This is a genomic window from Streptosporangium sp. NPDC002721 (assembly GCF_042888905.1).
Classification (GTDB): Bacteria; Actinomycetota; Actinomycetes; order Streptosporangiales; family Streptosporangiaceae; genus Streptosporangium.
On the sequence record NZ_JBIAQI010000001.1, the window covers coordinates 1 to 24,715 of the forward strand.

21 protein-coding genes are annotated in these 24,715 nt (G+C 72.0%); 15 read left to right on the forward strand and 6 right to left on the reverse strand.

Annotation, left to right across the window (positions count from 1 at the left end):
* Positions 1 to 152 precede the first annotated feature (152 nt).
* The 3 genes from ACFYWM_RS00005 to ACFYWM_RS00015 are packed head-to-tail and all read left to right on the forward strand — an operon-like array spanning position 153 to position 3,393.
* Entirely contained in the window at positions 153 to 998 is an 846-nt protein-coding gene (locus ACFYWM_RS00005; RefSeq protein ID WP_389906681.1) for a hypothetical protein, read from the forward strand.
* On the forward strand, positions 995 to 2,272 hold the full coding sequence (locus tag ACFYWM_RS00010; RefSeq protein WP_389906683.1) for a M48 family metallopeptidase: 1,278 nt from the start codon (positions 995 to 997) through the stop codon (positions 2,270 to 2,272). The genes ACFYWM_RS00005 and ACFYWM_RS00010 overlap by 4 nt, the downstream gene beginning before the upstream one ends.
* Positions 2,269 to 3,393 (forward strand): glycosyltransferase family 4 protein, encoded by a 1,125-nt coding sequence (locus tag ACFYWM_RS00015; protein WP_389906685.1) that lies wholly within the window; start codon positions 2,269 to 2,271, stop codon positions 3,391 to 3,393. Before ACFYWM_RS00010 ends, ACFYWM_RS00015 begins: the two co-directional genes overlap by 4 nt.
* 70 nt (positions 3,394 to 3,463) lie before the next feature.
* On the opposite strand, the gene ACFYWM_RS00020 is transcribed toward ACFYWM_RS00015, so the two are convergent.
* Positions 3,464 to 5,257, reverse strand: coding sequence for an AMP-dependent synthetase/ligase (locus ACFYWM_RS00020; protein WP_389906687.1), 1,794 nt, complete (start codon positions 5,255 to 5,257; stop codon positions 3,464 to 3,466).
* A 217-nt stretch (positions 5,258 to 5,474) separates the two neighbouring features.
* Between ACFYWM_RS00020 and ACFYWM_RS00025 the strand changes: the two genes are divergently transcribed.
* The 7 genes from ACFYWM_RS00025 (at position 5,475) to ACFYWM_RS00055 (ending at position 12,580) form a co-directional block, all read left to right on the forward strand.
* Positions 5,475 to 6,242, forward strand: a complete 768-nt coding sequence (locus ACFYWM_RS00025) for a metallophosphoesterase (protein ID WP_389906689.1) — start codon at positions 5,475 to 5,477, stop codon at positions 6,240 to 6,242.
* Between the two features lie 120 nt (positions 6,243 to 6,362).
* Positions 6,363 to 6,800, forward strand: a complete 438-nt coding sequence (locus ACFYWM_RS00030) for an SRPBCC family protein (protein WP_389906691.1) — start codon at positions 6,363 to 6,365, stop codon at positions 6,798 to 6,800.
* A 67-nt stretch (positions 6,801 to 6,867) separates the two neighbouring features.
* Positions 6,868 to 8,040: an ArsA family ATPase gene (locus ACFYWM_RS00035; RefSeq protein ID WP_389906693.1), complete on the forward strand. Its 1,173-nt coding sequence runs from the start codon at positions 6,868 to 6,870 to the stop codon at positions 8,038 to 8,040.
* The gene (locus tag ACFYWM_RS00040; protein ID WP_389906695.1) at positions 8,030 to 9,301 is read left to right on the forward strand and encodes a hypothetical protein; all 1,272 of its coding nucleotides are present in this window, start codon (positions 8,030 to 8,032) and stop codon (positions 9,299 to 9,301) included. The genes ACFYWM_RS00035 and ACFYWM_RS00040 overlap by 11 nt, the downstream gene beginning before the upstream one ends.
* A gap of 26 nt (positions 9,302 to 9,327) precedes the next feature.
* A complete protein-coding gene (locus tag ACFYWM_RS00045) occupies positions 9,328 to 10,272 on the forward strand; it encodes an ROK family glucokinase (RefSeq protein WP_389906697.1) in 945 nt (314 codons plus the stop codon).
* A gap of 314 nt (positions 10,273 to 10,586) precedes the next feature.
* Positions 10,587 to 11,285 (forward strand): endonuclease/exonuclease/phosphatase family protein, encoded by a 699-nt coding sequence (locus ACFYWM_RS00050; RefSeq protein ID WP_389906699.1) that lies wholly within the window; start codon positions 10,587 to 10,589, stop codon positions 11,283 to 11,285.
* 167 nt (positions 11,286 to 11,452) lie between these two features.
* On the forward strand, positions 11,453 to 12,580 hold the full coding sequence (locus ACFYWM_RS00055; protein ID WP_389906701.1) for a hypothetical protein: 1,128 nt from the start codon (positions 11,453 to 11,455) through the stop codon (positions 12,578 to 12,580).
* A 106-nt stretch (positions 12,581 to 12,686) separates the two neighbouring features.
* Here ACFYWM_RS00055 and ACFYWM_RS00060 read toward each other — a convergent pair whose 3' ends face one another.
* Positions 12,687 to 13,163, reverse strand: coding sequence for a hypothetical protein (locus ACFYWM_RS00060; RefSeq protein WP_389906703.1), 477 nt, complete (start codon positions 13,161 to 13,163; stop codon positions 12,687 to 12,689).
* 66 nt (positions 13,164 to 13,229) lie between these two features.
* Positions 13,230 to 13,994, reverse strand: coding sequence for an alpha/beta hydrolase (locus ACFYWM_RS00065; protein WP_389906705.1), 765 nt, complete (start codon positions 13,992 to 13,994; stop codon positions 13,230 to 13,232).
* A 149-nt stretch (positions 13,995 to 14,143) separates the two neighbouring features.
* On the opposite strand from ACFYWM_RS00065, the gene ACFYWM_RS00070 reads away from it, so the two are divergent.
* Entirely contained in the window at positions 14,144 to 14,884 is a 741-nt protein-coding gene (locus tag ACFYWM_RS00070) for a lysophospholipid acyltransferase family protein (RefSeq protein WP_389906707.1), read from the forward strand.
* Between the two features lie 211 nt (positions 14,885 to 15,095).
* Here the strand turns inward: ACFYWM_RS00070 and ACFYWM_RS00075 are convergent, their stop codons facing one another.
* Positions 15,096 to 16,730, reverse strand: a complete 1,635-nt coding sequence (locus tag ACFYWM_RS00075; RefSeq protein ID WP_389906709.1) for a hypothetical protein — start codon at positions 16,728 to 16,730, stop codon at positions 15,096 to 15,098.
* A 260-nt stretch (positions 16,731 to 16,990) separates the two neighbouring features.
* On the reverse strand, positions 16,991 to 17,998 hold the full coding sequence (locus ACFYWM_RS00080) for a LacI family DNA-binding transcriptional regulator (protein WP_389906711.1): 1,008 nt from the start codon (positions 17,996 to 17,998) through the stop codon (positions 16,991 to 16,993).
* A gap of 244 nt (positions 17,999 to 18,242) precedes the next feature.
* On the opposite strand from ACFYWM_RS00080, the gene ACFYWM_RS00085 reads away from it, so the two are divergent.
* On the forward strand, positions 18,243 to 20,285 hold the full coding sequence (locus tag ACFYWM_RS00085) for a bifunctional aldolase/short-chain dehydrogenase (RefSeq protein WP_389906713.1): 2,043 nt from the start codon (positions 18,243 to 18,245) through the stop codon (positions 20,283 to 20,285).
* 95 nt (positions 20,286 to 20,380) lie between these two features.
* Positions 20,381 to 22,057, forward strand: a complete 1,677-nt coding sequence (locus ACFYWM_RS00090; RefSeq protein WP_389906715.1) for a rhamnulokinase family protein — start codon at positions 20,381 to 20,383, stop codon at positions 22,055 to 22,057.
* Between the two features lie 89 nt (positions 22,058 to 22,146).
* On the opposite strand, the gene mmuM is transcribed toward ACFYWM_RS00090, so the two are convergent.
* Positions 22,147 to 23,019 (reverse strand): homocysteine S-methyltransferase, encoded by an 873-nt coding sequence (gene mmuM / locus ACFYWM_RS00095; protein ID WP_389906717.1) that lies wholly within the window; start codon positions 23,017 to 23,019, stop codon positions 22,147 to 22,149.
* A gap of 190 nt (positions 23,020 to 23,209) precedes the next feature.
* Between mmuM and ACFYWM_RS00100 the strand changes: the two genes are divergently transcribed.
* Both ACFYWM_RS00100 and ACFYWM_RS00105 read left to right on the forward strand, forming a co-directional pair.
* Positions 23,210 to 23,701 carry a SigE family RNA polymerase sigma factor gene (locus ACFYWM_RS00100; RefSeq protein ID WP_389906719.1) on the forward strand — a complete coding sequence of 164 codons (492 nt, stop codon included), beginning with the start codon at positions 23,210 to 23,212 and terminating at the stop codon, positions 23,699 to 23,701.
* Positions 23,698 to 24,561 (forward strand): hypothetical protein, encoded by an 864-nt coding sequence (locus ACFYWM_RS00105; RefSeq protein WP_389906721.1) that lies wholly within the window; start codon positions 23,698 to 23,700, stop codon positions 24,559 to 24,561. Before ACFYWM_RS00100 ends, ACFYWM_RS00105 begins: the two co-directional genes overlap by 4 nt.
* Positions 24,562 to 24,715: the final 154 nt, after the last annotated feature.

Sequence of the window (24,715 nt, forward strand, 5' to 3'; positions counted from 1 at the left end):
GGCCCGGGGGCGCCCCCGGCCGGGGGCCCGCGCCCCAACCCCCGGCCCGGGCCCCGGGGGGGGGGGGGGCCCCCCGCCGGGGGCCGCCCCCCCCGCCCCCCCCCCCGGGGGGCCGGGGGCCGCTCCATGCCGGTCGAGTACCATCGGCTCGTATGTCCGTCCCGAAAGGGCGCCGCGCCGTGCTCGCCGGGATGCTGGCGCTGATGAGCGCCGGCCCGTTCGCCGGGACGGGCCCCCTCCTTGCCGGAGCCGCACCGCTCCCGCACGGCGCCCGGACCTCTCCGCGCGTCCCGTACAGCGAACGGAACCCCCGCGACCTGTGGCCGGGCACCGCGGTCACCGTCAGGGGAGAGCACTCGCTCGTGATCGGCGACGGCGTCCCGGTCGCCGTCCTGCGAGATCTGGCGGCGAGGGCCGACCGGGCCCGCGCGACGGTCGCGGCGATCTGGGGGCCGGTCCCCGCGGTGGTCCTCTTCCCGGCCACCGACGCCGAGGCCGCGGCGCTCGCCGGGGCCGGGAGCACCCGTGGCCTGGCCGCGATGGCGACCGCGGACCGGGTGATCGTCCTGCCGTCGGGATACGCCCGGCTCACCGGGACGGGCAAGGACGTGGTGATCACCCACGAGCTCGCCCACGTGGCCACCGGCGCGACCCGGGGCGGCCGGGTGCCGATGTGGCTCTCGGAGGGCTTCGCCGACTACGCGGGCTACCGCGACGCGGGGATCGCGGTGCGCACGGCCGCCGCCGAACTGGCCGCCGAGGTGCGCGCGGGCGTCCTGCCCGCCCGGCTCCCCGTCCCGGCCGACTTCGCCCCCGGCGCGCCGAGGCTCGCGCAGGCGTACGAGGAGGCCTGGCTCGCCTGCAGGTTCGTCGCGGAGCGCTTCGGAGAGAAGGCCCTGGTGAGGCTCTACGGTAGCGATGTCGAGAGCACGCTCGGCCTGCCGGTGGCCGAGTTCACCGGAGCCTGGCGCGACTACCTCAGGAAGGAACTCACGTGACGCTGAGCACGACGGACACGCCCTCGGGCGTGCGGTCGGCGGGGTGGGCGCTGGCCGTCCTGGGGGTGGTCACGCTGGCGGTCGTGGCGTTCACCACGCCCTGGCGGGCGCTGCCCGAGGGGGCCCCGGCCGTCGTTCCCGATCCGGCCCGTGACTTCACCGCCGAGCAGATCGCCAGGGCCGAGAGGTTCGACGCGCTGGTCAGCCTTCCCGGCTACCTGTCGCTCGGCCTGACGCTGGTCGTGGCGGGCGTGCTGGTGGCCACCCCGCTGGGCGCGCGGCTCGCCGACCGGCTGCCGGGGCCGTGGTGGCTGCGGGCGCTCCTCGGCGTGCTGGCGCTGTCGGTGGCCGTGGCGATCCTGCGCTGGCCCCTGGGGATGTGGTCGGAGAGCTACCTGCGCGACTTCGGGCTGTCCACCCAGACCTGGCCGTCCTGGGCGGCCGACCGGGCCAAGAGCACCGGCATCGGCACCGCGCTGACCGCGATCATGGTGCTGGCGGTGATCGCCCTGGCGCGGCGCTACCGGCGCTGGTGGATCCCCGCGGCGGCCGGGGCGTTCGTCCTGACCGTGGTGGCCTCATTCGCCTACCCGGTGCTCGTCGAGCCGGTCTTCAACGACTTCAGGCCGCTGGAGGCCGGGCCGCTCCGCGACGACCTGCTCGCCATGGCCGGCAGGGACGGCGTGCCGGTCGAGGACGTGCTCGTCGCCGACGCCTCGCGGCGGACCACCGCGCTCAACGCCTACGTCTCCGGGTTCGGCGCGACCCGCAGGATCGTGGTCTACGACACGCTGCTGCGCGCGCCCGCCGACGAGGTCGAGCTGGTGGTCGCGCACGAGCTGGGCCACGCCAAGGCGGGCGACGTGCTGTCGGGCACGCTCGTCGGCGGCCTGGGCGCGGCGTTCGGGGCGTGCCTGCTCTACGCGGTGACCTCGGCGGGTGTCGTACGGCGCCGGACGGGGGTCGCCTCGCTCGGCGACCCGAGGGCGGTGGGCCTGGTGACGGGGATGCTGAGCCTGGCCACGGTCCTGTCGGGACCGGCCCAGAACCTGGTGAGCAGGCAGATCGAGGCACGGGCCGACGTGCACGCGCTGGACCTGACCAGGGACCCGGCGACGTTCGTCGCCATGCAGAGACGGCTGGCGGCCACCAATATTTCGGATTTGTCACCTGATCTAGTCGAATATGTACTTTATGCATCGCATCCCACGACGCCGCAGCGCATCGCCCTGGCACGCTCCTGGGCCGGGCTGAACGGCCTCCCCGAACCGTGAGCCGCACGCTGGTCGTCACGAACGACTTCCCGCCCCGCGCGGGAGGGATCCAGTCGTTCGTGTACGGCCTCATCGCCCGCCGCCCGCCCGGCTCGGTCGTCGTCTACGCCCCCCGGTGGGCCGGCAGCGCGGCCTTCGACCTGCGCCAGCCGTACCCCGTCGTGCGGCACCCCACCTCGCTGATGCTGCCCACGCCCGCCGTCGCCCGCCGCGCCGCCGGGCTGGTCGCCGAGTACGGGTGCGACAGCGTGGTCTTCGGGGCGGCGGCGCCGCTCGGGCTGCTCGCGCCCCGGATGCGCGAGGCCGGGGCGCGCCGCGTCGTCATGGTCACCCACGGCCACGAGGCGGGCTGGGCCGGGGTCCCGGCCGGCCGCCGGGTGCTCGCCAGGATCGGGGCGGAGGCAGACGTGGTCACCTATCTGGGGGAGTACACCCGGCGGCGGCTGGCCCGGGTGATAGCCGCCGACAAGCTGGTGCGGCTCGCGCCCGGCGTCGACACCGAGGTGTTCCACCCGGGGGCCGGGGGGGAGCGGGTGCGCGCGCGGCTAGGCCTGGGGGAGCGGCCGGTGGTGGTCTGCCTGTCCAGGCTGGTGCCGCGCAAGGGCCAGGACACGCTCCTGCGGGCCTGGCCGGACGTGGTGGGGGACGTGCCCGGCGCGGTGCTCCTGATCGTCGGCGGGGGCCCGTACCGCAGGACCCTGGAGCGGATGGCCCGGCCGATGGGCGGCTCGGTCAGGATCACCGGCCCGGTGCCGGAGGCGGAGCTGCCCGGCCACCTCGCCGCGGGGGACGTGTTCGCCATGCCGTGCCGCACCCGCCTGGGCGGTGTCGACGTGGAGGGGCTCGGCATCGTCTACCTGGAGGCCTCCGCCACCGGCCTGCCGGTGGTGGCCGGTTCCTCGGGCGGCGCCCCCGACGCCGTGCTGAACGGGGAGACCGGCCTGGTCGTCGACGGCACCCGTCCCGGCGAGGTCGCGGCGGCCCTGGTCGGCCTGCTCAAGGACCCGGCCGGGGCGCGCGCGATGGGGGAGCGCGGGCGCGAGTGGGCGGCGCGCGAGTGGAACTGGGACCTCGCCGCCTCCCGCTTCGCCCGCCTCCTGGAGCCCGCGGAGACTTCCTAGCCGTATGGAGCCTCAGCCGTACGGCTGAGAGGTCTCAGCCGTACGGGGAGCTTCAGCCGTGCAGGAAGTCTCAGCCGTAGAGGGAGTCGACCTGCTTGGCGAAGTCGCGCATCACGATGTTGCGCTTGATCTTCAGGGTCGGGGTGAGGTGCCCGCTCTCCTCGCTGATGTCGATGTCGAGGACGGTGAACTTCTTGATCTGCTCGGCCTTGGAGACGAACCTGTTGGCCCCGTCCACCGCCTTCTGCACCTCGGCGACGATCACCGGGTCGGAGCTGAGCTCGGTGAGGCCCGCCCCCGCCCTGCCGTTGGCGGCCTTCCACTGCTCCAGGGCCTCGACGTCGAGCGTGACGAGCGCCGCGACGAACGGCCGGTCGTCGCCGACCACCATCGCCTGGCTGATCAGCGGGTGGGCGCGGATGTGGTCCTCCATCGGGGCCGGGGCGACGTTCTTGCCCGCGGCGGTGACGATGATCTCCTTCTTGCGCCCGGTGATGCGGAGGTAGCCGTCCTTGTCGAGCTCGCCGATGTCACCGGTGTGGAACCAGCCGCCCGTGTCGATCGCCTCTGCGGTGGCCTCGTCGTTGTTCCAGTAGCCCTGGAAGACGTGGCGGCCCTTGACGAGCACCTCGCCGTCGTCGCCGATGCCGATGGTGACGCCGGGGAACGGCTTGCCGACGGTGCCGATCTTGTTGGCCCCCGGCATGTTGACCGAGGACGGCGCGGAGGTCTCGGTGAGGCCCCAGCCCTCCAGGGTCTCGATGCCCACGCCGCGGAAGAAGTGGCCGAGCCGCTCACCGAGGGCGGAACCGCCGGAGACCGCGGTCGTCAGCCTGCCCCCGGTCGCGGCACGGATCTTGCCGTAGACGAGCTTGTCGAACAGGGCGTGCTTGATCCTGAGGCCCAGCCCCGCGCCGCCCGCCGACTGCGCCCTGCTCCAGGCGACGGCGGTGTCGGCCGCGGCGTGGAAGATCTTTCCCTTGCCCTCGGCGGTCGCCTTCTGCTCGGCGCCGTTGTAGACCTTCTCGAACACGCGGGGCACGCCCAGCAGGAACGTGGGCTTGAAGGCCTGCAGGTCGGGGGCGACGTTCTTCATGTTGGGGGTGTGCGCGAGGATCGTGCCGGTCTCGATCAGCACGATCTCGATGATGCGGGCGAAGACGTGCGCGAGCGGCAGGAAGAGCAGCGCCGCCCTGCCCTCCACGACGAACAGGCGCTCCAGCGGGCCGTTCGCGACGTTCCTGGCGGTGAACAGCAGGTTGTCGTGGGTCAGGCTGCAGCCCTTGGGCCTGCCGGTGGTGCCCGAGGTGTAGACGATGGTCGCCAGGTCGGCGATGCCGCGCCCGGTCCTGCGCTCGGCGAGCGTGTCGTCGGAGACCTCGGCGCCGAGCGCGGTGAGCTCGTCCAGGGCGCCGCCCTCGATGCGCCAGACGTTCTTCAGGCCCGGCAGGCCGGAGGCGTCCTCGCGGATGGTCTCCTCGTGCGACTCCAGCTCGGCGAACACGGCCTTCGCGCCGCTGTCGGAGATGATCCAGGCGACCTGGTCGGCCGAGGAGGACTCGTAGATCGGCACGCCGACCGCCCCGGCGGTCCAGATCGCGTAGTCGATCACGGTCCACTCGTAACGGGTGCGCGACATCAGGGCCACCCGGTCGCCGGGCTCCACCCCCGCGGCGATCAGGCCCTTGGCCACCCCGGCGACCTGGTCGCGGAACTCCCTGGCGGTGACGGCCGTCCAGTCGTCGCCGACCTTGCGCCGCAGGGCGACGACGTCGGGCTCCTCCTCGGCACGCTTGAACACCGTGTCGGTGAGGTTGGCGGAGGGGGGGACATCCACCAGCACGGGGACGCTGTACTCACGCACGGGTCACTCCTGGAGACGCACGATCGATGGGCTGCCTGGAAGCTATCGCGATAAGTTACGCATGGGTAAATTCGTCACCCAGGCGTTATGAAGAGGGATTTCACCGTAGCAACTACCGTCGCGCCGGACCTCCGGCCGCGCCGGTGCGCGCCGACGCGCTTCCTGCTCGCGAGGTTCATCACATATGGCCGTATTCATTGGTAGTTAGGATGTCCGCATGCGGGTCCATGTCGTCAGCGATGTGCACGGAAGGGCCGACGCGCTGGCCCGCGCGGGAGAGGGTGCCGACGCGCTGATATGCCTGGGCGACCTGATCCTGTTCGTCGACTACGAGGACCACTCCCAGGGCATCTTCGCCGAGCTCTTCGGGGCCGAGCGGGCGGGGGAGTTCATCGCGCTGCGCACGGCCAAGCGGTTCGACGAGGCGCGGGCGATGTCCTCCGCGCTGTGGGCCTCGCTGGAGGGCGACCCCCGCGAGCACATCGAGCGCTCCGTCCGCCGGCAGTACGGCGAGATCTTCGCCGCGATGCCGACCCCCGCGTACCTCACCTACGGCAACGTGGACGTGCCGCTCTACTGGCCCGAGTACGTCCGTGAGGGCCACCACGTGCTCGACGGCGAGACCGTGGAGATCGGCGGCCTGCGCTTCGGCTTCGTCGGGGGCGGGCTGCGCACCCAGTACCGCACGCCGTACGAGATCGACGACGAGGAGTTCGCGCGCAAGGTCGAGGCCGTCGGCGAGGTCGACGTGCTCTGCTGCCACATCCCTCCCGCGATCCCCGAACTGCTCTACGACGTGGTCGCCCGGCGCTTCGAGCGGGGCAGCGAGGCCACCCTGGAGGCGATCAGGCGGACTCAGCCGCGCTACGCCCTGTTCGGCCACGTGCACCAGCCCCTCGCCGCCCGCACCCGGGTCGGCAGGACCGAATGCCTCAACGTGGGGCACTTCCGGAACAGGGGCGTCCCCTACGTCCTGGAGTGGTAGCCGCGCGGTCCGGTCGTGTGGGGTGTCCGCTTCGTGGCGCCGCTTCCTGCCGCCGCCGCCACGGCCGTGCCCGGCCCCGCCGGGCGTACGCGGACGATCGTGAAGCAGTACGGTTGCCCCATGGCTGATCGCACCACCTCCAGCATCAAGATCGGCGCGGACCGGTCGACCATCATGACGGTCATCGCCGACTTCCCCTCGTACCCCGGGTGGGCCGGGCAGGTGAAGGCCGCGCGGGTCCTCTCCACGGGCGAGGACGGCCGGCCCGAGACGGTCCGGTTCGTGCTCGACGCGGGCGTGATCAGCGACGAGTACACCCTCCGCTACACCTGGCACGACGACGAGTCCGTCGACTGGAGCATCGCCGAGGCGGGAAAGATGGTCTCCGGGCTCACCGGGAGTTATCGTCTTGCCGACGCGGGCAGCGGCACCGAGGTGACGTACGAGCTCGCCGTCGACCTCAAGGTGCCGATGATCGGCATGATCAAGCGGAAGGCGGAGAAGGTCATCATCGACACCGCCCTGAAGGGGCTGAAGAAGCGCGTCGAGACCCCATGAGGGAGCCGGGCGCGCGGCACGGCGCGGTCGCGGAGCGGAGCCCCGCGCCGTCCCGCCGGGAGATGGCGTGAGCAGGGTCCTGCTCTTCACCGGCAAGGGCGGCGTCGGCAAGACGACCGTCGCCGCGGCCACGGCCACGCTCGCCGCCCGCTCCGGGCTGAAGACCCTGGTGGTCTCCACCGACACCGCCCACTCGCTGGCCGACGCCCTCGGCGTGCGGGCCGGCGGTGAGCCCACGGAGATCGCTCCCGGCCTCTCCCTCCACCAGGTCGACACCCAGAGGGCGCTGGAACGCCAGTGGGGCGAGCTGCGCGACTACGCCAGGGGCGTCTTCGCCGAGCTCGGCCTCGACGAGGTGACCGCCGAGGAGATCACGGTGCTGCCCGGCGCCGAGGAGGTCATCGCGCTGCTGGAGCTGCGCGAGCAGGCACGCACCGGGCTGTGGGACGTCATCGTCATCGACTGCGCCCCGACCGCCGAGACGCTCCGGCTGCTCGCCCTGCCCGAGGCCCTCGACTGGCACGTGAACCGCCTGCTGCCGATCGGCAGGCGGCTGCTGAGCACCATCTCCCCGCTGGTCCGCCGCCTGGCGCAGGTCAGCATGCCCGAGGACCACGTGATCGGCGCGGGCGAGCGGCTCCACCGGGGCCTGATGGAGGTGCGCGAGCTGCTCACCGGGCCCGGCGCGAGCGTCCGGCTGGTGCTCACCCCCGAGGCCGTCGTGCTCGCCGAGGCCCGCCGCACGCTCACCTCCCTCAGCCTGTACGGCTACCGGGTGGACGCGGTGATCGCCAACCGTGTCTTCCCCTCGGAGGGCGCCGACCCGTGGCGGCAGAAGTGGGTGGACGCCCAGGCCCGGCACCTGGCCGAGGTCGAGGAGTCCTTCGCGCCGCTGCCCGTGCACGTCGTCCCGTACCTGGAGGCCGAGCCCGTCGGCCTCGACGCCCTCGCCGCCGTCGCCGAGGCCATGTACGGCGAGGGTGACCCCTTCGCCCCGCCCTCCGTCGACCCGCCGCTGCGGATCACCGCCGAGGGCGAGCTGATCCTGGCCCTGCCGCTCGCGGACAAGGACGAGGTGGATCTGGCCCGCAAGGGCGACGAGCTGATCGTCAACGCCGGTTCCTACCGCCGGGTCCTGGCCCTGCCCGCCGCACTGGCCCGCAGGTCGGTGCGGGACGCCGCGCTCCGCGACGGGTTTCTCCGGGTACGGTTCGAATCGGGAGGGCCTGATGACCGATAACACGAACGACGCAGAGAAGACCCCGAAGCCGCGCGCGCCGAGGAGGCCACGGAAGGCCGCGGCCGCCGTGACCCCGCCGTCCGAGACCGCGGGCGTCGAAGCCGCCGAGAGCGCCGGGACCGCCGGAGCCGCCGGAGACGCTGTGGGTGCCGAGAGCGCCGAGGGCGCGGGCAAGGCCCAGAAGGGCCGCCGCACGGGGAAGACGACCCAGGGGAAGACGACCCAGAAGGAGCGGGGAGCGGCCTCGGCCGGGAAGTCCCCGAAGGGCGGACGCACCGGCTCCTCCGAGCCCGTCGAGCCTGCCGAGCCCGTCGGGCGGATCGAGCAGGTCGAGGTCGTCGAGGTCGTCGAGGCCGTCGAGCGGCTGGAGGGCGCGGGGGAGCCCGCGCGGGCCGAGCGCGTCGAGAAGGTCGTGCACCTGGACGTGGTCGAGGTGGAGGCCGAGGCCGCGCCCTCCGGGCAGACCGCGGCCTCCGATCGGTCTCCGGCCTCCGAGCAGGTCCCGATCTCCGAGCCGACCGCAGGCAAGAAGCCGACCGCAACCACCGAGCCGACCGCAGCCACCGAGCCGACCGCAACCACCGAGCCGACCGCAGGTACGGAGCAGACCACGCGTACCGGGCGGACCTCGGATTCCGCGCAGGCCGATCGTGACGCGCGCGCCGAGTGGTTCGAGCGCGCCGAGCGGGCCAGGCGTGAGGAGCGGACCGGATGGACCCCGTGGGCCAGGCCCGGCGACCGCGCCGGGTCCGCGGAGCGGGAGAAGGACGCCACGGCCGGGGAACGGGCGCGTGACGAGCGGGCGCAGCGGTCCCAGGGCGAGTCACAGAGCGGGGCGCAGAGCGGCTCCCAGAGTGGCAAGGACCCGCTGGGCACCGCAGCCGAGGAGGCGTTCAAGCTCTTCGACACGCTGCAGCGGAAGGCGACCAGGGAACTACGCAAGAACCTGATCAAGGGCACGATGACCGGGGTCGGCGGCGCGTTCTCCGGTGGTGGCCGAGGAAGAAGAGAGCGGGACGTGTGGGAGGAGGCGGTCTCGGAGCATGAGGAGTACATCTGCCGGGCCTGCCCCGTCTGCCGTGCGATGGCCGCGCAGCGCGAGTCGGGCGGTGCCGTCACCGACCACCTCATGCAGGCGGGCACCGAGCTGTTCGCCGCCTTCAAGTCGGCCGTCGACGGACTCGGCAAGCCCGCTCCCGCGCAGCGGGAACGCGAGCGCGAGCGAGGAGACACCCCCGTGGAGCACATCGACCTGGGGTGAGCCCAGGGGGAGAGGATGAATGGACAATGGCGCTGACCATCGGTGTGGACATTGGCGGTACGAAGGTCGCGGCGGGAGTCGTCGACGAGGACGGCCAGATCGTCGAGCATCTCTTGCGGCCCACCCCGGCGGAGAATCCGGACCAGGTCGCCCACACGATCGGTGACGCGATCCTGGAGCTCTCCAAGGGCAGGGAGATCGAGGCCGTCGGTCTCGGCGCGGCCGGGTTCGTCGACGAGACCAGGTCCATTGTCCGGTTCGCCCCCAACCTCGCCTGGCGCGAGGAGCCCTTGCAGAGGAAGGTCTCCGACATGGTCGGCCTTCCCGTCGTGGTGGAGAACGACGCCAACGCGATGGCGTGGGGCGAGGCCAGGTTCGGCGCCGGTCGCGGCGAGACCCACCTGGTGTGCGTGACCGTCGGTACGGGCATCGGCGGCGGCATCGTGCTCGACGGCTCCCTCTACCGGGGGCGCTGGGGCATGGGCGCCGAGCTCGGCCACATGCAGGCGGTCCCCGGCGGGCGCCTGTGCGGGTGCGGCAACCTCGGCTGCTGGGAGCAGTACGCCAGCGGGAACGCCCTGGTCAGCGAGGCCAGGAGGATCGCCGAGGCCGAGCCGGACAAGGCCGTCAAGCTCCTGGAGATCGCCGGGGGGACGCCCGACCAGATCGAGGGCCAGGAGGTCACCGAGGCCGCCAGGCAGGGCGACCCGGCCGCGCTGGCCGCGTTCTCCTCGATGGCCCGCTGGATCGGCCAGGGCCTGGCCGACCTCGCCGCCGTCCTCGACCCGGGCTGCTTCGTCCTCGGCGGCGGCGTCTCGCGCGCCGCCGACCTGTGGATCGACGAGACCCGCGAGTTCTACAACACCCATCTGAGCGGCCGGGGACACCGCCCGCTGGCCGACATCCGCTGCGCCGAGCTCGGCGCCTCGGCGGGCCTGGTCGGCGCCGCGGACCTCGCCCGCAGGCGCTGACCCGTTCCCGGCGCGCACCGGCCGCCCGCGTACCCACAGGGGCGGGCGGCCGGTGCGTCCGGCGGCGAGCGTGCCTGCCGGGGCAGACGGCTGACGCGTCCGGCCGCCCGCGCACCATCGGGGCGAGCGACCGATGTAGCCGGTGGTGAGCATGCCGATCGGGGCGAGCGACCGATGTAGCCGGTGGTGAGCATGCCGATCGGGGCGAGCGACCGATGTAGCCGGTGGTGGGCATGCCGATCGGGGCGGGTGGCTGGTGCGGCCGGTGGTGCGCGGCTATCCTCGCGGCACGCGTCGCGAAGTGAGGTGCCGTGGTGCTCAGGATCGCCAGCTACAACGTGCGCTCCATGAAGGACGACGTCCCGGCACTGGGGCGGGTGGTCGCCGCGCTCCGCGCCGACGTGCTCTGCGTGCAGGAGGCGCCCCGGTTCCTGTGCTGGCGCCGCAGGCGGAGGCGGCTGGCCGCCTTCGGGGGGCTGTCCGTGGCCGCGGGCCGTCGCAGGGGCGGGGTCGCCGTGCTGACCGGCCCCGGGGTGCGGCTGCTGCACGGGGAGGGCCGTCTCCTGAAGTCCTTCTTCCCGCTGGAGCGGCGCGCCATCGCGATCGCCGTGGTGGAGGCGGAGGGGTGGCGGCTCGCCGTCGGCTCCATCCACCTGGACCTCGACGAGAACGCCCGGCACCACCACGCGGACGAGGCGGTGAGGCTCCTGCGGGAGGTGGCCGACCGGTTCGGCGCGCTGCCGGTGCTGGCGGGGGACATCAACGAGCAGTCCGGCCAGCCGAGCTGGCGACACCTCGCCGAGCGGCTCACCGACTGCTACCCGGTCTCGCCACGTGGCGACGGCTTCACCTTCCCCGCCAGGGGCCCGCACAAGCGGATCGACGCGATCTTCGCGGTCGAGGGCCTCTCTGTGCTCTCCTGCGGCGGGGTCGACGCCGACCCCGACGACCTGGTGGCCGCCACCGACCACCTGCCGGTGATCGCCGAGCTGGACCGCCCGCGCCCGGCGTGACCGGCGTCCCGGTGGCGAGAAAGAGGGCGAGAAAGAGCGAGAGGAAGGTGGCGAGAAGGACGACAAGGGAAGAAGGACGACAAGGGAAAGGGTGTCTTTCCAGATCGTGCCGGTCAAGTGGGGAGACCGGCACACGGGGAGCGCACGAGCCCCGTACCATTTGAAACATGACCCGTCGCCTTCCGCGGCGTGCGCTGGTTCTCTGCGCGGGAGGCCTGCTTCTGCTGTCTCCGCAGACGTTCCCAGCTCATGCCGATCCCGTCAGCCCGCCCGTGGCCGAGGCATGGCAGGCCCCGGTCAGCGCGGGCCTGAGCAGTGACGGGTCGCTGTCCGACGTGGCGGGGGTCTCGGCCACGAGCGTGTGGGCGGTCGGCCAGCAGAGCGTCTGGGACGTCTGGCAGAGCCGAGGCGCGATCACCCACTGGGACGGCACCTCCTGGAAAGAGGTCGGCATCCGCAACGACCCGACCGGTGCCGGGCCCCTGCGTTCTGTCGCGGCGGCCTCGGCGACCGAGCTGTGGGCCGTCGGAGAGGGGCACGACAGCCTCCCCTACCTGGCGAGAGGGGACGGGGCGTCCTTCGACCGGGTCATCGTCGACAAGCTGCACTCGGGCGACTGGCTGGGCGGGGTGGCGGCCGTTCCCGGCCAGGTGGTCGCGGTCGGCCGCCGCGACAAGCTGCCCATGATCGTCACCGGCGCCGGATCGAAGTGGAAGCTCACCCACCTTCGCGACCGGGGCACGCTGTACGGGGTGGCGCTGTCGGGCAGGAACGACGGGTGGGCGGTGGGCGACACCGGCGGCAAGCCGTTGATCATGAGGCAGTCCGGTGGGCGCTGGAAGACCTTCAAGGCCCCCGACATCCCCGGCGGCTACCTGCGTGACGTCCACCTCGACGGGCCCAAGCGGGCCCTCGCCGTCGGCGGCGTCTACCGGGAGGCCGGCGGGATCGTCCCGCTGGTCCTGTCGTGGAACGGCAAGAAGTGGTCCCGGGTCTCCCTCCCCGACGGCGACGTCCGGCTGTACGGGGTGACGGGCGACCGCAAGGGGCACTTCTGGATCTCCGGGGTCGACCTGGAGCGTCCCGGCGAGGCGTTCATGCTCCGGTACGACGGGCGCGCGGTCAAGGCGCTGCGCGGTCCGGAGACGGCCGCCCCCCGGACGGTGCGGCTCCAGTCGGTGGCCTACCTGCCGGGCACCGGCACGGTGTGGACCGTCGGCCACGTGGTCGACGCCTCGGGCAAGTACACCGACGTGATCGAGCGCTTCGGCACCTCCGAGCGCGCCAAGCCGTAGCCCGCCCGGCCGTAGCCCGGCGACGGTCGCGGCCGGATGTCCGCCCGGGTGGATGGCCGGATGTCCGTCCGGGCCGGTGAGGTGACCGTGACCGGGCGAGACCCGCTCAGATGACGGCGCCGTCGTCCCAGCCGGAGTCGTTGGGCGGGCCGTCGCCCATGCGGACCACCAGCGCCACGAAACCGCCGATGAACGCGGCGACCGCGGTGAAGAGCATCCACCCCTGCAGGTTCCAGTTGAGCGCGGCGCTCAGCAGGAGGTAGGCGGGGCCGCCGAACAGCGCCAGCCATGCGATCTTGGTGGTGGCGTCGGTCTTGGGCAGCGGGGGCGGTGGCGGGGGGACGTAGTGCCCTTCCTCGTCCTCGCCGCCGGACTGCTCCGTACCGGATTCGGCGTCGTCGGCGAGGTCGTCCTCCCGCAGGAGGTCCTCCTCGTCCGACTGTTTGATCACCCGTCGCGGAGGCTCGGCCGGGAGGTTCTCACTGTCCGGCCACGGCTGATCCGCCGAGTCACGCTCGGCGGTGTCGTTGAAGGACGCGACGATCTGACGCCAGACCTCGTCCTCATCGCTTTGAGGTGTCACCTAGCTGGGCCCGTTGTTCATCGGCCGATCACTTTCTCCCGGAGACCGTGCATCCCCCGCTGGCGATCAGTCTCTCTGCAAGGGTACAGACGCGTTCGCGGTGATGAACTCCAGGCTCCCCGCAAAGATCCGATCAGCATCGTTGTCAAGCGTCGCGACGTGATAGCTGTCGGCGAGCTCCACCACATTCAGATTCCCCCCGGTCAGCCTCTCACGCAGAATACGCACACTCCCCGGTTTCACAACATGATCCTGCGGACTGTGGAAAACCAGGACGGGCTGGGTGATCTTACCCAGCTCCGACCGGGTCAACGACCACAGCCGCAGGAGGGTGGCCGCGGCCTTGACCGGCGTACGCGTGTAGCCGAGTTCGGTGGCCCCCTCCTTCTTGATGTCCCCGGCGACGCCGGGCACCGAGGCGACCACGAACTTGAGCAGCGGCGCCAGCTTGAGCAGCGGCACGTCGTTGACGATCGAGGGGTTGACGACCACCAGCCCCTTGATCCCGTCGCCGTGCACCTCGGCCAGTCGCAGCGCCATGCACCCGCCGAGCGACAGGCCCATGACGAAGACCTCGGCACAGCTGCCGCGCAGGTCCGCCAGGGCCTTGTCGAGCTCGGCGTACCAGTCCTCCCAGCGGGTGCGGGCCATCTCCCGCCAGGTGGTGCCGTGACCGGGCAGCCTGGGCAGCGCCACCGTCATGCCCGCCGCCGCGAGGTATTCGGCCCAGGGGCGCAACGACTGCGGCGATCCGGTGAATCCGTGGCAGAGCAGGACGCCGATCCGTCCTCCCGCATGGTGGTACGCCTCCGCACCGGGCATGACTGGCATCGCGGCTCCTAGTAAGTTTCGCCCGATCGTCGCACGACTGGGACGTGTTTTGCGAGAGGTCGATTTGGGTGGTTCGGTGGGGTAGGTGACCGGGATCGGAAGTGGGAGGATAACTCCAGGTCCACGCCTGTCAACCGAAGGAGCATCGAGTGTTCTACTGGGTGGTGAAGGCCATCCTCTCGCCCTTACTCCATCTGATTTTCCGTCCCTGGGTGGAGGGCGTGGGGAACGTGCCGAAGCAAGGACCGGTGATCCTGGCCGGAAACCACCTGTCGTTCGCCGACCACTTCTTCGGCGCGCTGTTCCTGCGACGCAAGGTGATCTCTCTCGGCAAGTCCGACTATTTCACCGGCCGCGGTCTCAAGGGGATGATGAGCAAGGCCTTCTTCAGTGGTGTCGGCACCGTCCCCATCGACCGCTCCGGGGGCAAGGCCAGCGAGGCGGCGTTGCGTACCGGCAAGCGCATCCTCAACGAGGGGCAGGTGCTCGCCATCTACCCGGAGGGGACCCGCTCCCACGACGGCCGCCTCTACAAGGGCAAGACCGGTGTGGCCCGCCTGGCGCTGGAGTCGCGGGTGCCGGTCATCCCGTGGGCGATGGTCAACACCTTCGAGATGATGCCCCCGGGCAGCGTCCTTCCCAAGCTGGGCATCCGCCCGGGGGTGAAGTTCGGCAAGCCGCTCGACTTCACCCGCTACTACGGGATGGAGGAGGACCGCCTCGTCCTGCGCGCCGTCACCGACGAGATCATGTACGCGCTGATGGAGCTCTCCGGCCAGGAGTACGTCGACAAGTACGCCGCGAGCGCCAAGGTCGAGGCCGTCCGCGCCGCCAAGGAGGCGAAGGAGGCGGCGAGGCAGGCCGCCAAGGAGGCACGCAGGCGCCCCTGACCGGGGGCGGCTGTCTCGGGCACCCCTCTGCGGGTCGGCCGGGCCGGGCAGGTGAGGCCGGCGCGTGCTCGCCTCACCGGTACCCGGGGATCTTCGGGCACGTGCGGGTGCGCTGCCTCGGTCCTACCATCCTGAGCGGGCGGTGGCCGCCGGTGAGCGGAAAGCCGTCATCGTGGGCTCCGTCCTCGTGGGCTCAGGGTGGGGCGCCGCGTCATTCGGCCTCGGCCTCGGCCTTGGGGTCCGCGTCGGCGTCGACGTCTGTCTTGTGTTCCCGCGCTTCGTCCGCGACCCCGAAGACCTCGTCGAAATGCCGCAGTGCCTCGATGGCCCGTGCCGGATCGAGGCAGGTCGCGAAGGCGTCGAGGCTGAAGGTGCCCCCGGCGGTCGCCGCGGCCGCCGCGACCGCGTCGTAGAGCGGCTGGATGTCGCCCCTGAAGTACGCCTCGCACAGCTGCTCGTCGTCTATCCCCGCGTGCCTCACGAGCTTCTCGATCGCCTGGCGCTGCGGGCCGTACTGGTCCTCGCTGCGGACGGCCTCCTCGCCGAGCGCGCTCACCGGGTAGCGGGTCAGGTATTCGGTGAGTCCTTCGTTGAACCAGTGGCCGAGGACCCGGTCCACCGTCGGGTCGGAGAACCAGTGGATGGCCTCGTGATACTCCGTGCCGGTGCCGAGCTGGTCCAGCTGGATGAAGATGTGACCGTTGACCGAGAGGCCGGGCGTGCTGAGACCGGCGTTGAACAGGATCTCGTTGGCCGTCCGCGCGATTTCGATCTGCTCCTCTCCGTCCGGCATCCCGTCGAGGACGAAGACCGCGCCCATCTCCTGGGAGGTGACGTAGTGCAGCCGGTCGCCCGTCAGCCGGCGGCCTGCCAGGTGACGTGCGAAGTACTCGTCGCCGATCAGGACCTCCATGACCCTCTCTGCGGTGATCCTCTGAGCGACACCCTGCTCCTGTGCCGTGTCGGCATGCGAGCGGTCGGAGCCCCAGACGATCTCGCCCGGGATCAGCACGGCCTGCCTGCCGCCTTCGACGTTCACCTCGACGATCGCGCTGAACGGCGCCAGCTGGTCCGGAAACCCGAGCGTCGACGAGTGGATCTCCGGCAGGGGGTGGGTCCCGGCGGGGACGGTGACGAGGGAGTCGGCTGTCACCCGCCCCGACTCGAACGCGCTCACCTTCAGGCCCGACACCGGCTGCGCAAGCGTGATCTCGGTCATCGCGTCCAGTTCCCGGCGCTTCTCGGGCCAGAACGTCTGCTGAAGACGGTCCTGGCTCTGCCGGACGAGGGTCTCGATCGCCGCGACCGTCTTCTCATAGCCGTCGTCGACCAGGTCCGCACGGCGGACGAAGATCGGCGGGTCCGTCCTGTGCTCCGGTTCGGCGTAGACCAGTAGCTGGCCGTCGGCGCGCGTCTGCCGGTCGGGGACAGGGGTGTACAGCACTCGCGGCATTCCGATCAGGGACTCCTTCCTCGCTCCCACGGCGCCGGAGCCGTCCCTGACCCAGTAGGTCATCCTGCCCTGTGCCGGGCGCCAGCCGAGCTTGACCACCGGTGGCCGGACGACGGGGGTCGAGGGCCGGCCGACCTCGCCGACGGACCGACGCCTGGTCCGCCGGAACTCCTCCGGCTCCTCACGGTCGTTCGCCGGCGGGTCGTCCTGTCGCCGCGGGCCGAGGTCTTCCTCGTTCCCCCTGTCTCCCCTGTCCTCCGTGTTGCCGCCGCCGCTGTCGGCGCTCTGGTCGACGTCCCGGCCGGGCTCGCGCTCGGAGGTGTCGCCGGGGTCGGCAGGTGGGGGCGACTCGCTCTGCTTCCGACGTAGTGATCTCGCCTTTCTCATCTCCATGTGAGCTCCTTGAGGTCGGCGCGGCGCACCCGACGTCCGTGAGAGCTGAAACCGTGCCGCGCAAGAAGGCTCGTGGGTCGGCGACCGTGGCGCAAGCCCGGTGCCACGCGCGCCGGACCGCCGATCGCCGATCGCCGCGATGACGCCTCGCCGCCCGTTTCCACGGGTCGAAGTGCTCGATGTCCGCCTCTACGCCAAGCGGCCCGGGGACTCCCGGTCGCTCACGGCCGCTTCGCGTCCGGTCGCACGGACCCCGGCGGTCAGAGGGTCGACTCGCGGATGACCAGCTCGGGCTGGAACATGATCTGCTGGTGGGCGTGTGAGTCGGGGTTGTCGCACTCGTCCAGCAGCAGTTCGGTGGCGACCCGGCCGAGCCGGTGGGTCGGCTGCCGGATGGAGCTGAGCGAGACCGTCGAGGCGGAGGCGAAGTCGATGTCGTCGTAGCCGATGAGGGAGACGTCCTGGGGGACCCGCACGCCCGCCTGGAGCAGCCCGCGCAGCATGCCGAGGGCGAGCAGGTCGTTCGCGCAGAACACGGCGTCGGGCAGCCGCCCCTCGGCGATCAGTTTCTCCGCCGCCTGCTGCCCCGACCTGGCGTTCATCGCGCTCATCGGGATCTCCTCCAGCGTCTCCCCGGGGTCGCGGCCCGCCGCGACCAGCGCCCGCTCCGCGCCGATCAGGCGGTCGGCGCACTGGCGGATGGTGAGGGGGCCGGTGACGTAGGCGATCCGCTCGGCGCCGGTGGACAGCAGGTGGGAGACCGCCAGTGAGCCGCCGGTGATGTCGTTGACCGCCACCGAGCACTGGTCGGCGCGCTCGGCGGGGTGGTCGACCAGCACCACGCTGATGCCGCGCTCCTTGAGCTGGTCGAGCTTGGCGAGGTTCGCCCCGGCGGGTGTGATGAGCACCCCGCGGACCCGCTGCTCGGCGAAGACCAGCAGGTTGCGCTCCTCCTTGAGCCGGTCGCCCGAGGAGTTGCCCAGGATCACCGCGTACCCGCGCTCGCTGGCGACCTCCTCGACCCCGGCCGCCACGTCGGTGAAGAAGGGGTTGCCGATGTCGATGACCGACAGGCCGACGGTGCGGCTGTGCCCGGCCCGCAGGCTGGAGGCGGAGCCGTGCCGGACGAACCCGAGGTCGCGGATGGCCTCCTCGACCCGGGTGCGGGTGGACTCGGCGACCTTCTCCGGACGGTTGAGCACGTTGGACACCGTTCCGGGGGACACCCCGGCCCGTGCCGCGACTTCCTTTATGCTCACCGAACTCATGTGCACTGATTAAAACGTAACAACCGCTGGTTCGCCAGTCAGGGTCGTGCTTCCGGCCCGCCCGGCGGCTTTCGGCTCACGATCTCACGTGACGGCGTTGACAGTGCCGTACGTGTCACATAGCTTTTTCACCGTTCTTAAAACGTTTTTAAAAAGATCTCATCCCGCCGCACCCCGGGCCTTCCACGAGGTCCCGCCGGGTGCCCGCGGGGGTGACGGGTGAACGAGCGAGCGGAGAGGTGCCATGACGTCGCCGGTTGAGGAACTGCTGCAGCGGTCGCACGCGCTGGGGGCCGATCCGCGGAACACGAACTTCGCGGGGGGCAACACCTCGGCCAAGGGGACGGCGGCCGACCCCGTGACCGGATCCCCGGCCGAGGTGATGTGGGTCAAGGGTTCCGGGGGAGACCTGGGCACCCTGGCCGAGCGCGGCCTGGCGGTGCTGCGGCTGGACCGGCTCCGGGCGCTGGCGGGGGTCTACCCCGGGGTCGAGCGCGAGGACGAGATGGTCGCGGCGTTCGACTTCTGCGCGTTCGGCACCGGTGGCGCCGCGCCCTCGATCGACACCGCGATGCACGGCCTGGTGGACGCGGCGCACGTCGACCACCTGCACCCCGACGCGGGGATCGCGATCGCCACCGCCGCCGACGGGGAGGCGCTGACGGCGCGGATCTTCGGCGACCGGGTGGTGTGGGTACCCTGGCGGCGGCCCGGCTTCCAGCTGGGGCTGGACATCGCGGCGATCAAGAAGGACAACCCCCTGGCGATCGGGTGCGTCCTGGGCGGGCACGGCATCACCGCCTGGGGCGACACCTCGGCCGCCTGCGAGGCCAACTCGCTGGAGATCATCCGCACCGCGGAGGCGTACATCGCCGAGCACGGCAGGGCGGAGCCGTTCGGGCCGGTGCTCGCCGGGTACGAGCCGCTGGAGGAGGCGGCGCGGGCCGAGCGGGCGGCGGCGCTGTTCCCCGTGATTCGTGGGCTCGCCTCCACCGACGCCCCGCAGGTCGGCCACTACACCGCCACCGGCGAGGTGCTGGACTTCCTGTCGCGCGAGCGCCACCCCGAGCTGGCCGCGCTGGGCACCTCCTGCCCCGACCACTTCCTGCGGACCAAGGTGGCCCCGCTGGTGGTGGACCTGCCCGCAGGAGCGCCGATCGAGGACGTGGTCGCCCGGCTGCGGGAACTGCACGCCGCCTACCGCGAGGAGTACGCGGCCTACTACCGGCGGCACGCCGTGGAGGGCTCGCCCGCGATGCGGGGAGCGGACCCGGCGATCGTGCTGGTGCCGGGGGTGGGCATGTTCTCCTTCGGCAAGGACAAGCAGACCGCGCGGGTGGCCGGGGAGTTCTACGTCAACGCCGTCAACGTGATGCGCGGGGCCGAGGCGCTCTCCTCGTACGCGCCGATCGAGGAGAGCGAGAAGTTCCGGATCGAGTACTGGGAGCTGGAGGAGGCCAAGCTGCGCCGGATGCCTCCCGCGCGCCCGCTGGCGACGCGGGTGGCCGTGGTGACCGGCGGCGGCTCGGGCATCGGGGCGGCGACCGCGCGCAGGCTGGCGGCCGAGGGCGCGTGCGTGGTGGTGGCCGACCGCGACCTCGGCGCCGCGAGCAAGGTGGCCGCCGAGCTGGGCGCGAAGGCGTACCGGCCGGAGGACGTCGCGGTCGCGGTGCAGGTGGACGTCACCGACGAGGTACAGGTGGTCGCCGCGCTCCGGGCGGCGGTGCTGGCGTTCGGCGGGGTGGACCTGATCGTCAACAACGCGGGCCTGTCGCTGTCGCGCTCGCTGCTGGAGACGAGCGTGGCCGACTGGGACCTGCAGCACGACGTGATGGCGCGCGGGTCGTTCCTGGTCTCGCGGGAGAGCGCGCGGGTGATGATCCCGCAGGGGATGGGCGGGGAGATCGTGTACATCTCCTCCAAGAACGCGGTGTTCGCCGGACCGAACAACGTGGCCTACGGGGCCGCCAAGGCCGACCAGGCGCACCAGGTGCGGCTGCTCGCGGCCGAGCTCGGCGGGTACGGCATCCGGGTCAACGGGATCAACCCCGACGGGGTGGTGCGCGGGTCCGGCATCTTCGCCTCGGGGTGGGGGGCCAACCGGGCCGCGGTGTACGGGGTGGAGGAGGAGAAGCTGGGCGAGTACTACGCGCAGCGCACCCTGCTCAAGCGCGAGGTGCTGCCCGAGCACATCGCGGGGGCGGTCTTCCAGCTCACCCAGCTCACCCAGACCACGGGCCTGCACATCCCGGTCGACGCGGGCGTCGCGGCCGCCTTCCTGCGCTGACCCGTCACACGTCCCCGGTTCCCCCCGTGCGGCTCCTGCCCCGCAGGGCGAGGGCCGGGGACATCCCTGCTTTTCAACTCCTGAAAGGGGCTCGCATGCAGTCGGCACCGGGGACCGGACGGCCTGAGGAGAGTGAGCGGACCGGACGGACCGGGCGGTACGCCGCGGTCGACCTCGGCGCGTCGAGCGGCCGGGTGGTCGTCGCCGAGATCGGGCCCGACACCCTGGAACTGCGCGAGGTACACCGTTTCGCGAACGTGCCCGTCCGGGCCGGCGGCACGCTGTACTGGGACATCCTGCGGATCCACCGGGGCGTGCTGGAGGGTCTGCGCGCGGCGGGTCCCGTCGACGGCATCGGGATCGACTCCTGGGCCGTCGACTACGGACTCCTGGACGAGGCCGGGGCGCTGCTCGGCAACCCCGTCCACTACCGCGACGCCCGCACCGAGAAGACGGCCAGCCAGGTCCCCTTCGAGGAGTTGTACGCCCGCACGGGCATCGCCCGCCAGCCGTTCAACACCATCCACCAGCTCGCCGCCGAGCACCGGCTGGCCTCGGCCGCGACGCTGCTGCTCATCCCCGACCTGATCGCGTACTGGCTGACCGGGGAGGTCGGCGCGGAGCTGACCAACGCCTCCACCACCCAGCTGCTCGACGCCAGGACCCGGAAGTGGGACACCGTGCTGACGGACGGGCTGACGGGCGGGCTGACGGACGGGCTGACGGGCGGGTCCAGCTCCGCGGCCGGGATCCTGCCGCCGATCCGGCGTCCCGGCGAGGTGATCGGCCCGCTGACGCCGGACGTCGCGGGCGAGCTCGGGCTCTCCCCGGACACCCGGGTCATCGCGGTCGGCTCCCACGACACCGCCTCCGCCGTGGCGGCGGTCCCCGCCGAGAACGAGCGGTTCGCCTACATCTCCTGCGGCACCTGGTCGCTGGTCGGCGTCGAGCTGGACCAGCCGATGATCAGCGAGGAGGGGCGGCGGGCCAACTTCACCAACGAGGCGGGCATCGACGGCACCGTGCGCTACCTGCGCAACGTCACCGGGCTGTGGCTGCTGCAGGAGTGCATCCGCACCTGGGAGGCGGAGACCGTCCCGGCGGAAACACCGCTCGGCACGGGGGCGTCCAACAGGTTGTCCGCGGAGCAGCCCGCCGGGTCGTCCACCGGGTTGTCCTCAGAGCAGCCCGCCGAGTCATCCGCGGGGTCGTCCACCGGGTTGTCCGCCGGGGCGCCGGGAGGGCGGGTCGATCTGGAGGAGCTGCTCCGGCAGGCCGCCCTGGAGGAGCCGTTCCGGTCGGTCGTGGACGCCGACGACCCGGTCTTCCACCCGCCCGGCGACATGCCCGGACGCGTCGCCGACTTCTGCCGCCGTACCGGCCGGCCCGTGCCGGAGACCCGCGCCCAGGTCGTCCGCTGTGTGATCGACTCCCTGGCGCTCGCCCACCGGGCGGCGATCGAGGACGCCCGGCGGCTCACCGGGCAGGCGGTGGACACGATCCACATCGTCGGGGGAGGCTCGCGCAACGCGCTGCTCTGCCGGCTCACCGCCGACGCCTGCGGTCTCCCGGTGGTCGCGGGACCCGTCGAGGCCACCTCGATCGGCAACGTCCTGGTGCAGGCCAGGGCCGACGGGGTCGTCTCCGGTACCCTCACCGACCTGCGCGCCCTGATCCGGCGCACCCAGCACCTGGAGCGCTACGAGCCCCGCCCCGACGCCGTGATCCCGCCCCTGGAGACGTTCGCCAGGCCCGTTCACGCCGAGGGGTGAGCCCGGATCCCCAGGGTGTGCTGCCGGGGATCCGGTGTTCGTTCGCGGGCGCGTGACGCGCGGGGGAGAGGCGGCGGCGGGTCAGGACCTCACGAGGCGCCCGACCCCGTGAGGTGGGCGCGGATCTGGCGGATGTGCTCCGGGGTGGTACGGCAGCAGCCGCCGACGAAGGCGGAGCCCGCGGCGGTCCACCCGGCCGCGGCCTCCCCGAACTCCACCGGGTCGGCGAGCCCGAGCCAGCGCCGGTTCGCGGAGTCCCAGACCTCGCCGGAGTTGGGATAGACCATGGTGGGCTTGCCCTTGATCTGCGAGATCAGGCTGAGCACGTGGCGCGGTGCCGTGCAGTTGACGCCGATCGCGATCACCTGGGGGTTCCCGGCGAACAACCCCGCGGCCATCTTGAGCGGGGTGCCGTCGTTGATGTGCTCGCCGTCGCGGCAGGAGAAGCTCACCCACGCCCGCATCCCCGGCGTCTCGGCGAGCAGCCGCCGCAGCGCCCTGGCCTCGGTGTAGGACGGGATGGTCTCGCAGGCGATCAGGTCGGCCTCGCTGTCGGCCAGGATGTGCCAGCGGTCGCGGTGCCAGTCGGTCAGGCCGTCCTCGTCGAGGTCGTAGTCGCCGGTGTACTCGGCGCCGTTGGCCAGGTAGGCGCCGTACGGGCCGACGCTGGCGGCCACGGTGCCCGAGCCGTGGGTGTCCCTGGCCTGGGCTGCCAGGTGCACGGAGAGCAGGATGAGGTCCTCGGCCTCGGTGGCGCTCAGGCCGCGCCGCACGAACGCGGGGATGCTCGCCTGGTAACTCGCCGTTATCGCCACCTCGGCGCCCGCGGCGAAGTAGTCGAGATGCGCCTGCCGGATCACGGAGGGGTTCTCCAGCAGGAGCTTCGCCGACCAGAGGTCGTCTCGCAGGTCCGCGCCCAGCTCCTCCAAATGGGTGGCCAGGCCGCCGTCCAGAATCACCATCCCGCTACTTTATGTGGAGCGGCCGGGGTTGGAACCCCGCTCTTCCCGCCCTTGGTCCCGCTCTGTCCCATATCGGCCTCGTGGCGTCTTCACCCACGCGTCGCCTTCCGCTGTCGTCCGAACCGGCTCGCCGCCGAGTAGATGTCTGTGAGGCTCCAGGACGAAGGAGGCTTCAGGACGGAGATCGCGGATGGACGACGGGTTCGACGCTTACGTGGCGACGCGTTACGAGCGGCTCCGGCATACGGCGTACCTGCTCACCGGGAACAGGGCGACCGCCGAGGATCTCGTGCAGACGGCGCTGGCCAAGGCGTGGGTGGCGTGGCGGCGGATCGAGGGCGACCCCGACCCGTACGTGCACCGGATCATCGTGAACACCCACGCCTCCTGGTGGCGCAGGAAGTGGCGCGACGAGGTGCCCGCCGAGCACCTTCCCGAACGCGCGGACCCGCGGGACTTCACCGCCGAGGTCGGCAGCCGCCACGTGCTCCGGGAGGCGATCGGCGGCCTGTCGAGGCGGCAGCGCGCGGTCATCGTCCTGCACTACTTCGAGGAGCTCACCCTCGCGCAGTGCGCCGACGTGCTCGGCTGCTCCCTCGGCACGGTGAAGACCCAGCTGGGCCGGGCGCTGAGACGCCTGCGCGTCCATTCGGAGATGCAGACGACGGGAGCGAAGCGATGACGCACACCGAGGACGAGCTGCGCGCGGCGCTGGCCGACGATGTTGTCGAGGGTCTTCCCGACGTGCGGGAGATCGTACGGCGTGGTCGCCGCATCAGGCGGCGCAGGGCCGTGGTGGGTACGGCGGGCGCGGCGGGCGCGGCACTGGCGGTGGCCGCTGCGGCCGCCGTGGCCTTCCCGGTCCAGGGGTTCTGGAGGGGCGCGGAACCGGTGGAGAAGGAGCCGCCGACGGCGGCGCGGATCTCCCCCTCGTTCGCTCTGCCCCCTGAGAACAGCCTGGGAGCTCCCCTGATCGAGTCATACGGTTCCACGACCGTGCCCGACGGCGCGACGGTCACGTTCCGGCCGTTGAGCATCCACACCTCGTACAGGTTCGTGTGCGCCGATCCGGAGGCGATGCTGGTGATGCGGACCGCCAGCGGGGGCAGTTGGGCCGGTAGATGCGGAGGGGCGGACGTGGATACCGTCTACGACTGGAACACGGTGACCTCCGACTGGTTGGAGCGGCCCCAGTCTTTCAAGATCTGGATCCTGCCCGGTGACACGCCGATCCATTCTCTCGGCGCCGAACCGAACTCCTACGACGACTGCAAGGTGGTCAGGAAGGAGGTGGGCATGTGTGACGGCAAGTACAGGATGTCGGAGTTGCTCCGGCCCGGCGTCGTCGAACGCGTGGCCGCCGAACTCGAACGGCAGCAGGGTCGGTGGGAGGTCGGGTTCTACGATCGAGCCGGTATGACCGCGCTGCCGAGGCCGAGGCCGACCCCGACGAGGACCGTCACTGTCGGCCCGGGCGGTCCAGCGGGTACGACAGCGCGACCGGAGCCGACTCCGACGAGGACCGTCACCGTCAGGCCGTGAAGAGGGCGGACCGTCTGCCGGTATCTTCGCGGCGGTTCGGCCGGAGGTGGGGGGGGGGGGGGGGGTTTTTTTTTTTCCCCCCCCCCCCCCCCCCCCCCCCCCCCCAGACCCCCCCCCCGCCCCCCCCGGCCCACCGCCGCGCGCGGGGCGGCGG

Coding starts and splice junctions, on each gene's coding strand:
- ACFYWM_RS00100 (WP_389906719.1), top strand. CDS start 23,210: ATGGACGACGGGTTCGACGCTTACGTGGCGACGCGTTACGAGCGGCTC.
- ACFYWM_RS00045 (WP_389906697.1), top strand. CDS start 9,328: ATGGCGCTGACCATCGGTGTGGACATTGGCGGTACGAAGGTCGCGGCG.
- mmuM (WP_389906717.1), bottom strand. CDS start 23,019: ATGGTGATTCTGGACGGCGGCCTGGCCACCCATTTGGAGGAGCTGGGC.
- ACFYWM_RS00105 (WP_389906721.1), top strand. CDS start 23,698: ATGACGCACACCGAGGACGAGCTGCGCGCGGCGCTGGCCGACGATGTT.
- ACFYWM_RS00025 (WP_389906689.1), top strand. CDS start 5,475: ATGCGGGTCCATGTCGTCAGCGATGTGCACGGAAGGGCCGACGCGCTG.
- ACFYWM_RS00085 (WP_389906713.1), top strand. CDS start 18,243: ATGACGTCGCCGGTTGAGGAACTGCTGCAGCGGTCGCACGCGCTGGGG.
- ACFYWM_RS00075 (WP_389906709.1), bottom strand. CDS start 16,730: ATGGAGATGAGAAAGGCGAGATCACTACGTCGGAAGCAGAGCGAGTCG.
- ACFYWM_RS00090 (WP_389906715.1), top strand. CDS start 20,381: ATGCAGTCGGCACCGGGGACCGGACGGCCTGAGGAGAGTGAGCGGACC.
- ACFYWM_RS00030 (WP_389906691.1), top strand. CDS start 6,363: ATGGCTGATCGCACCACCTCCAGCATCAAGATCGGCGCGGACCGGTCG.
- ACFYWM_RS00040 (WP_389906695.1), top strand. CDS start 8,030: ATGACCGATAACACGAACGACGCAGAGAAGACCCCGAAGCCGCGCGCG.
- ACFYWM_RS00055 (WP_389906701.1), top strand. CDS start 11,453: ATGACCCGTCGCCTTCCGCGGCGTGCGCTGGTTCTCTGCGCGGGAGGC.
- ACFYWM_RS00005 (WP_389906681.1), top strand. CDS start 153: ATGTCCGTCCCGAAAGGGCGCCGCGCCGTGCTCGCCGGGATGCTGGCG.
- ACFYWM_RS00065 (WP_389906705.1), bottom strand. CDS start 13,994: ATGCCAGTCATGCCCGGTGCGGAGGCGTACCACCATGCGGGAGGACGG.
- ACFYWM_RS00080 (WP_389906711.1), bottom strand. CDS start 17,998: ATGAGTTCGGTGAGCATAAAGGAAGTCGCGGCACGGGCCGGGGTGTCC.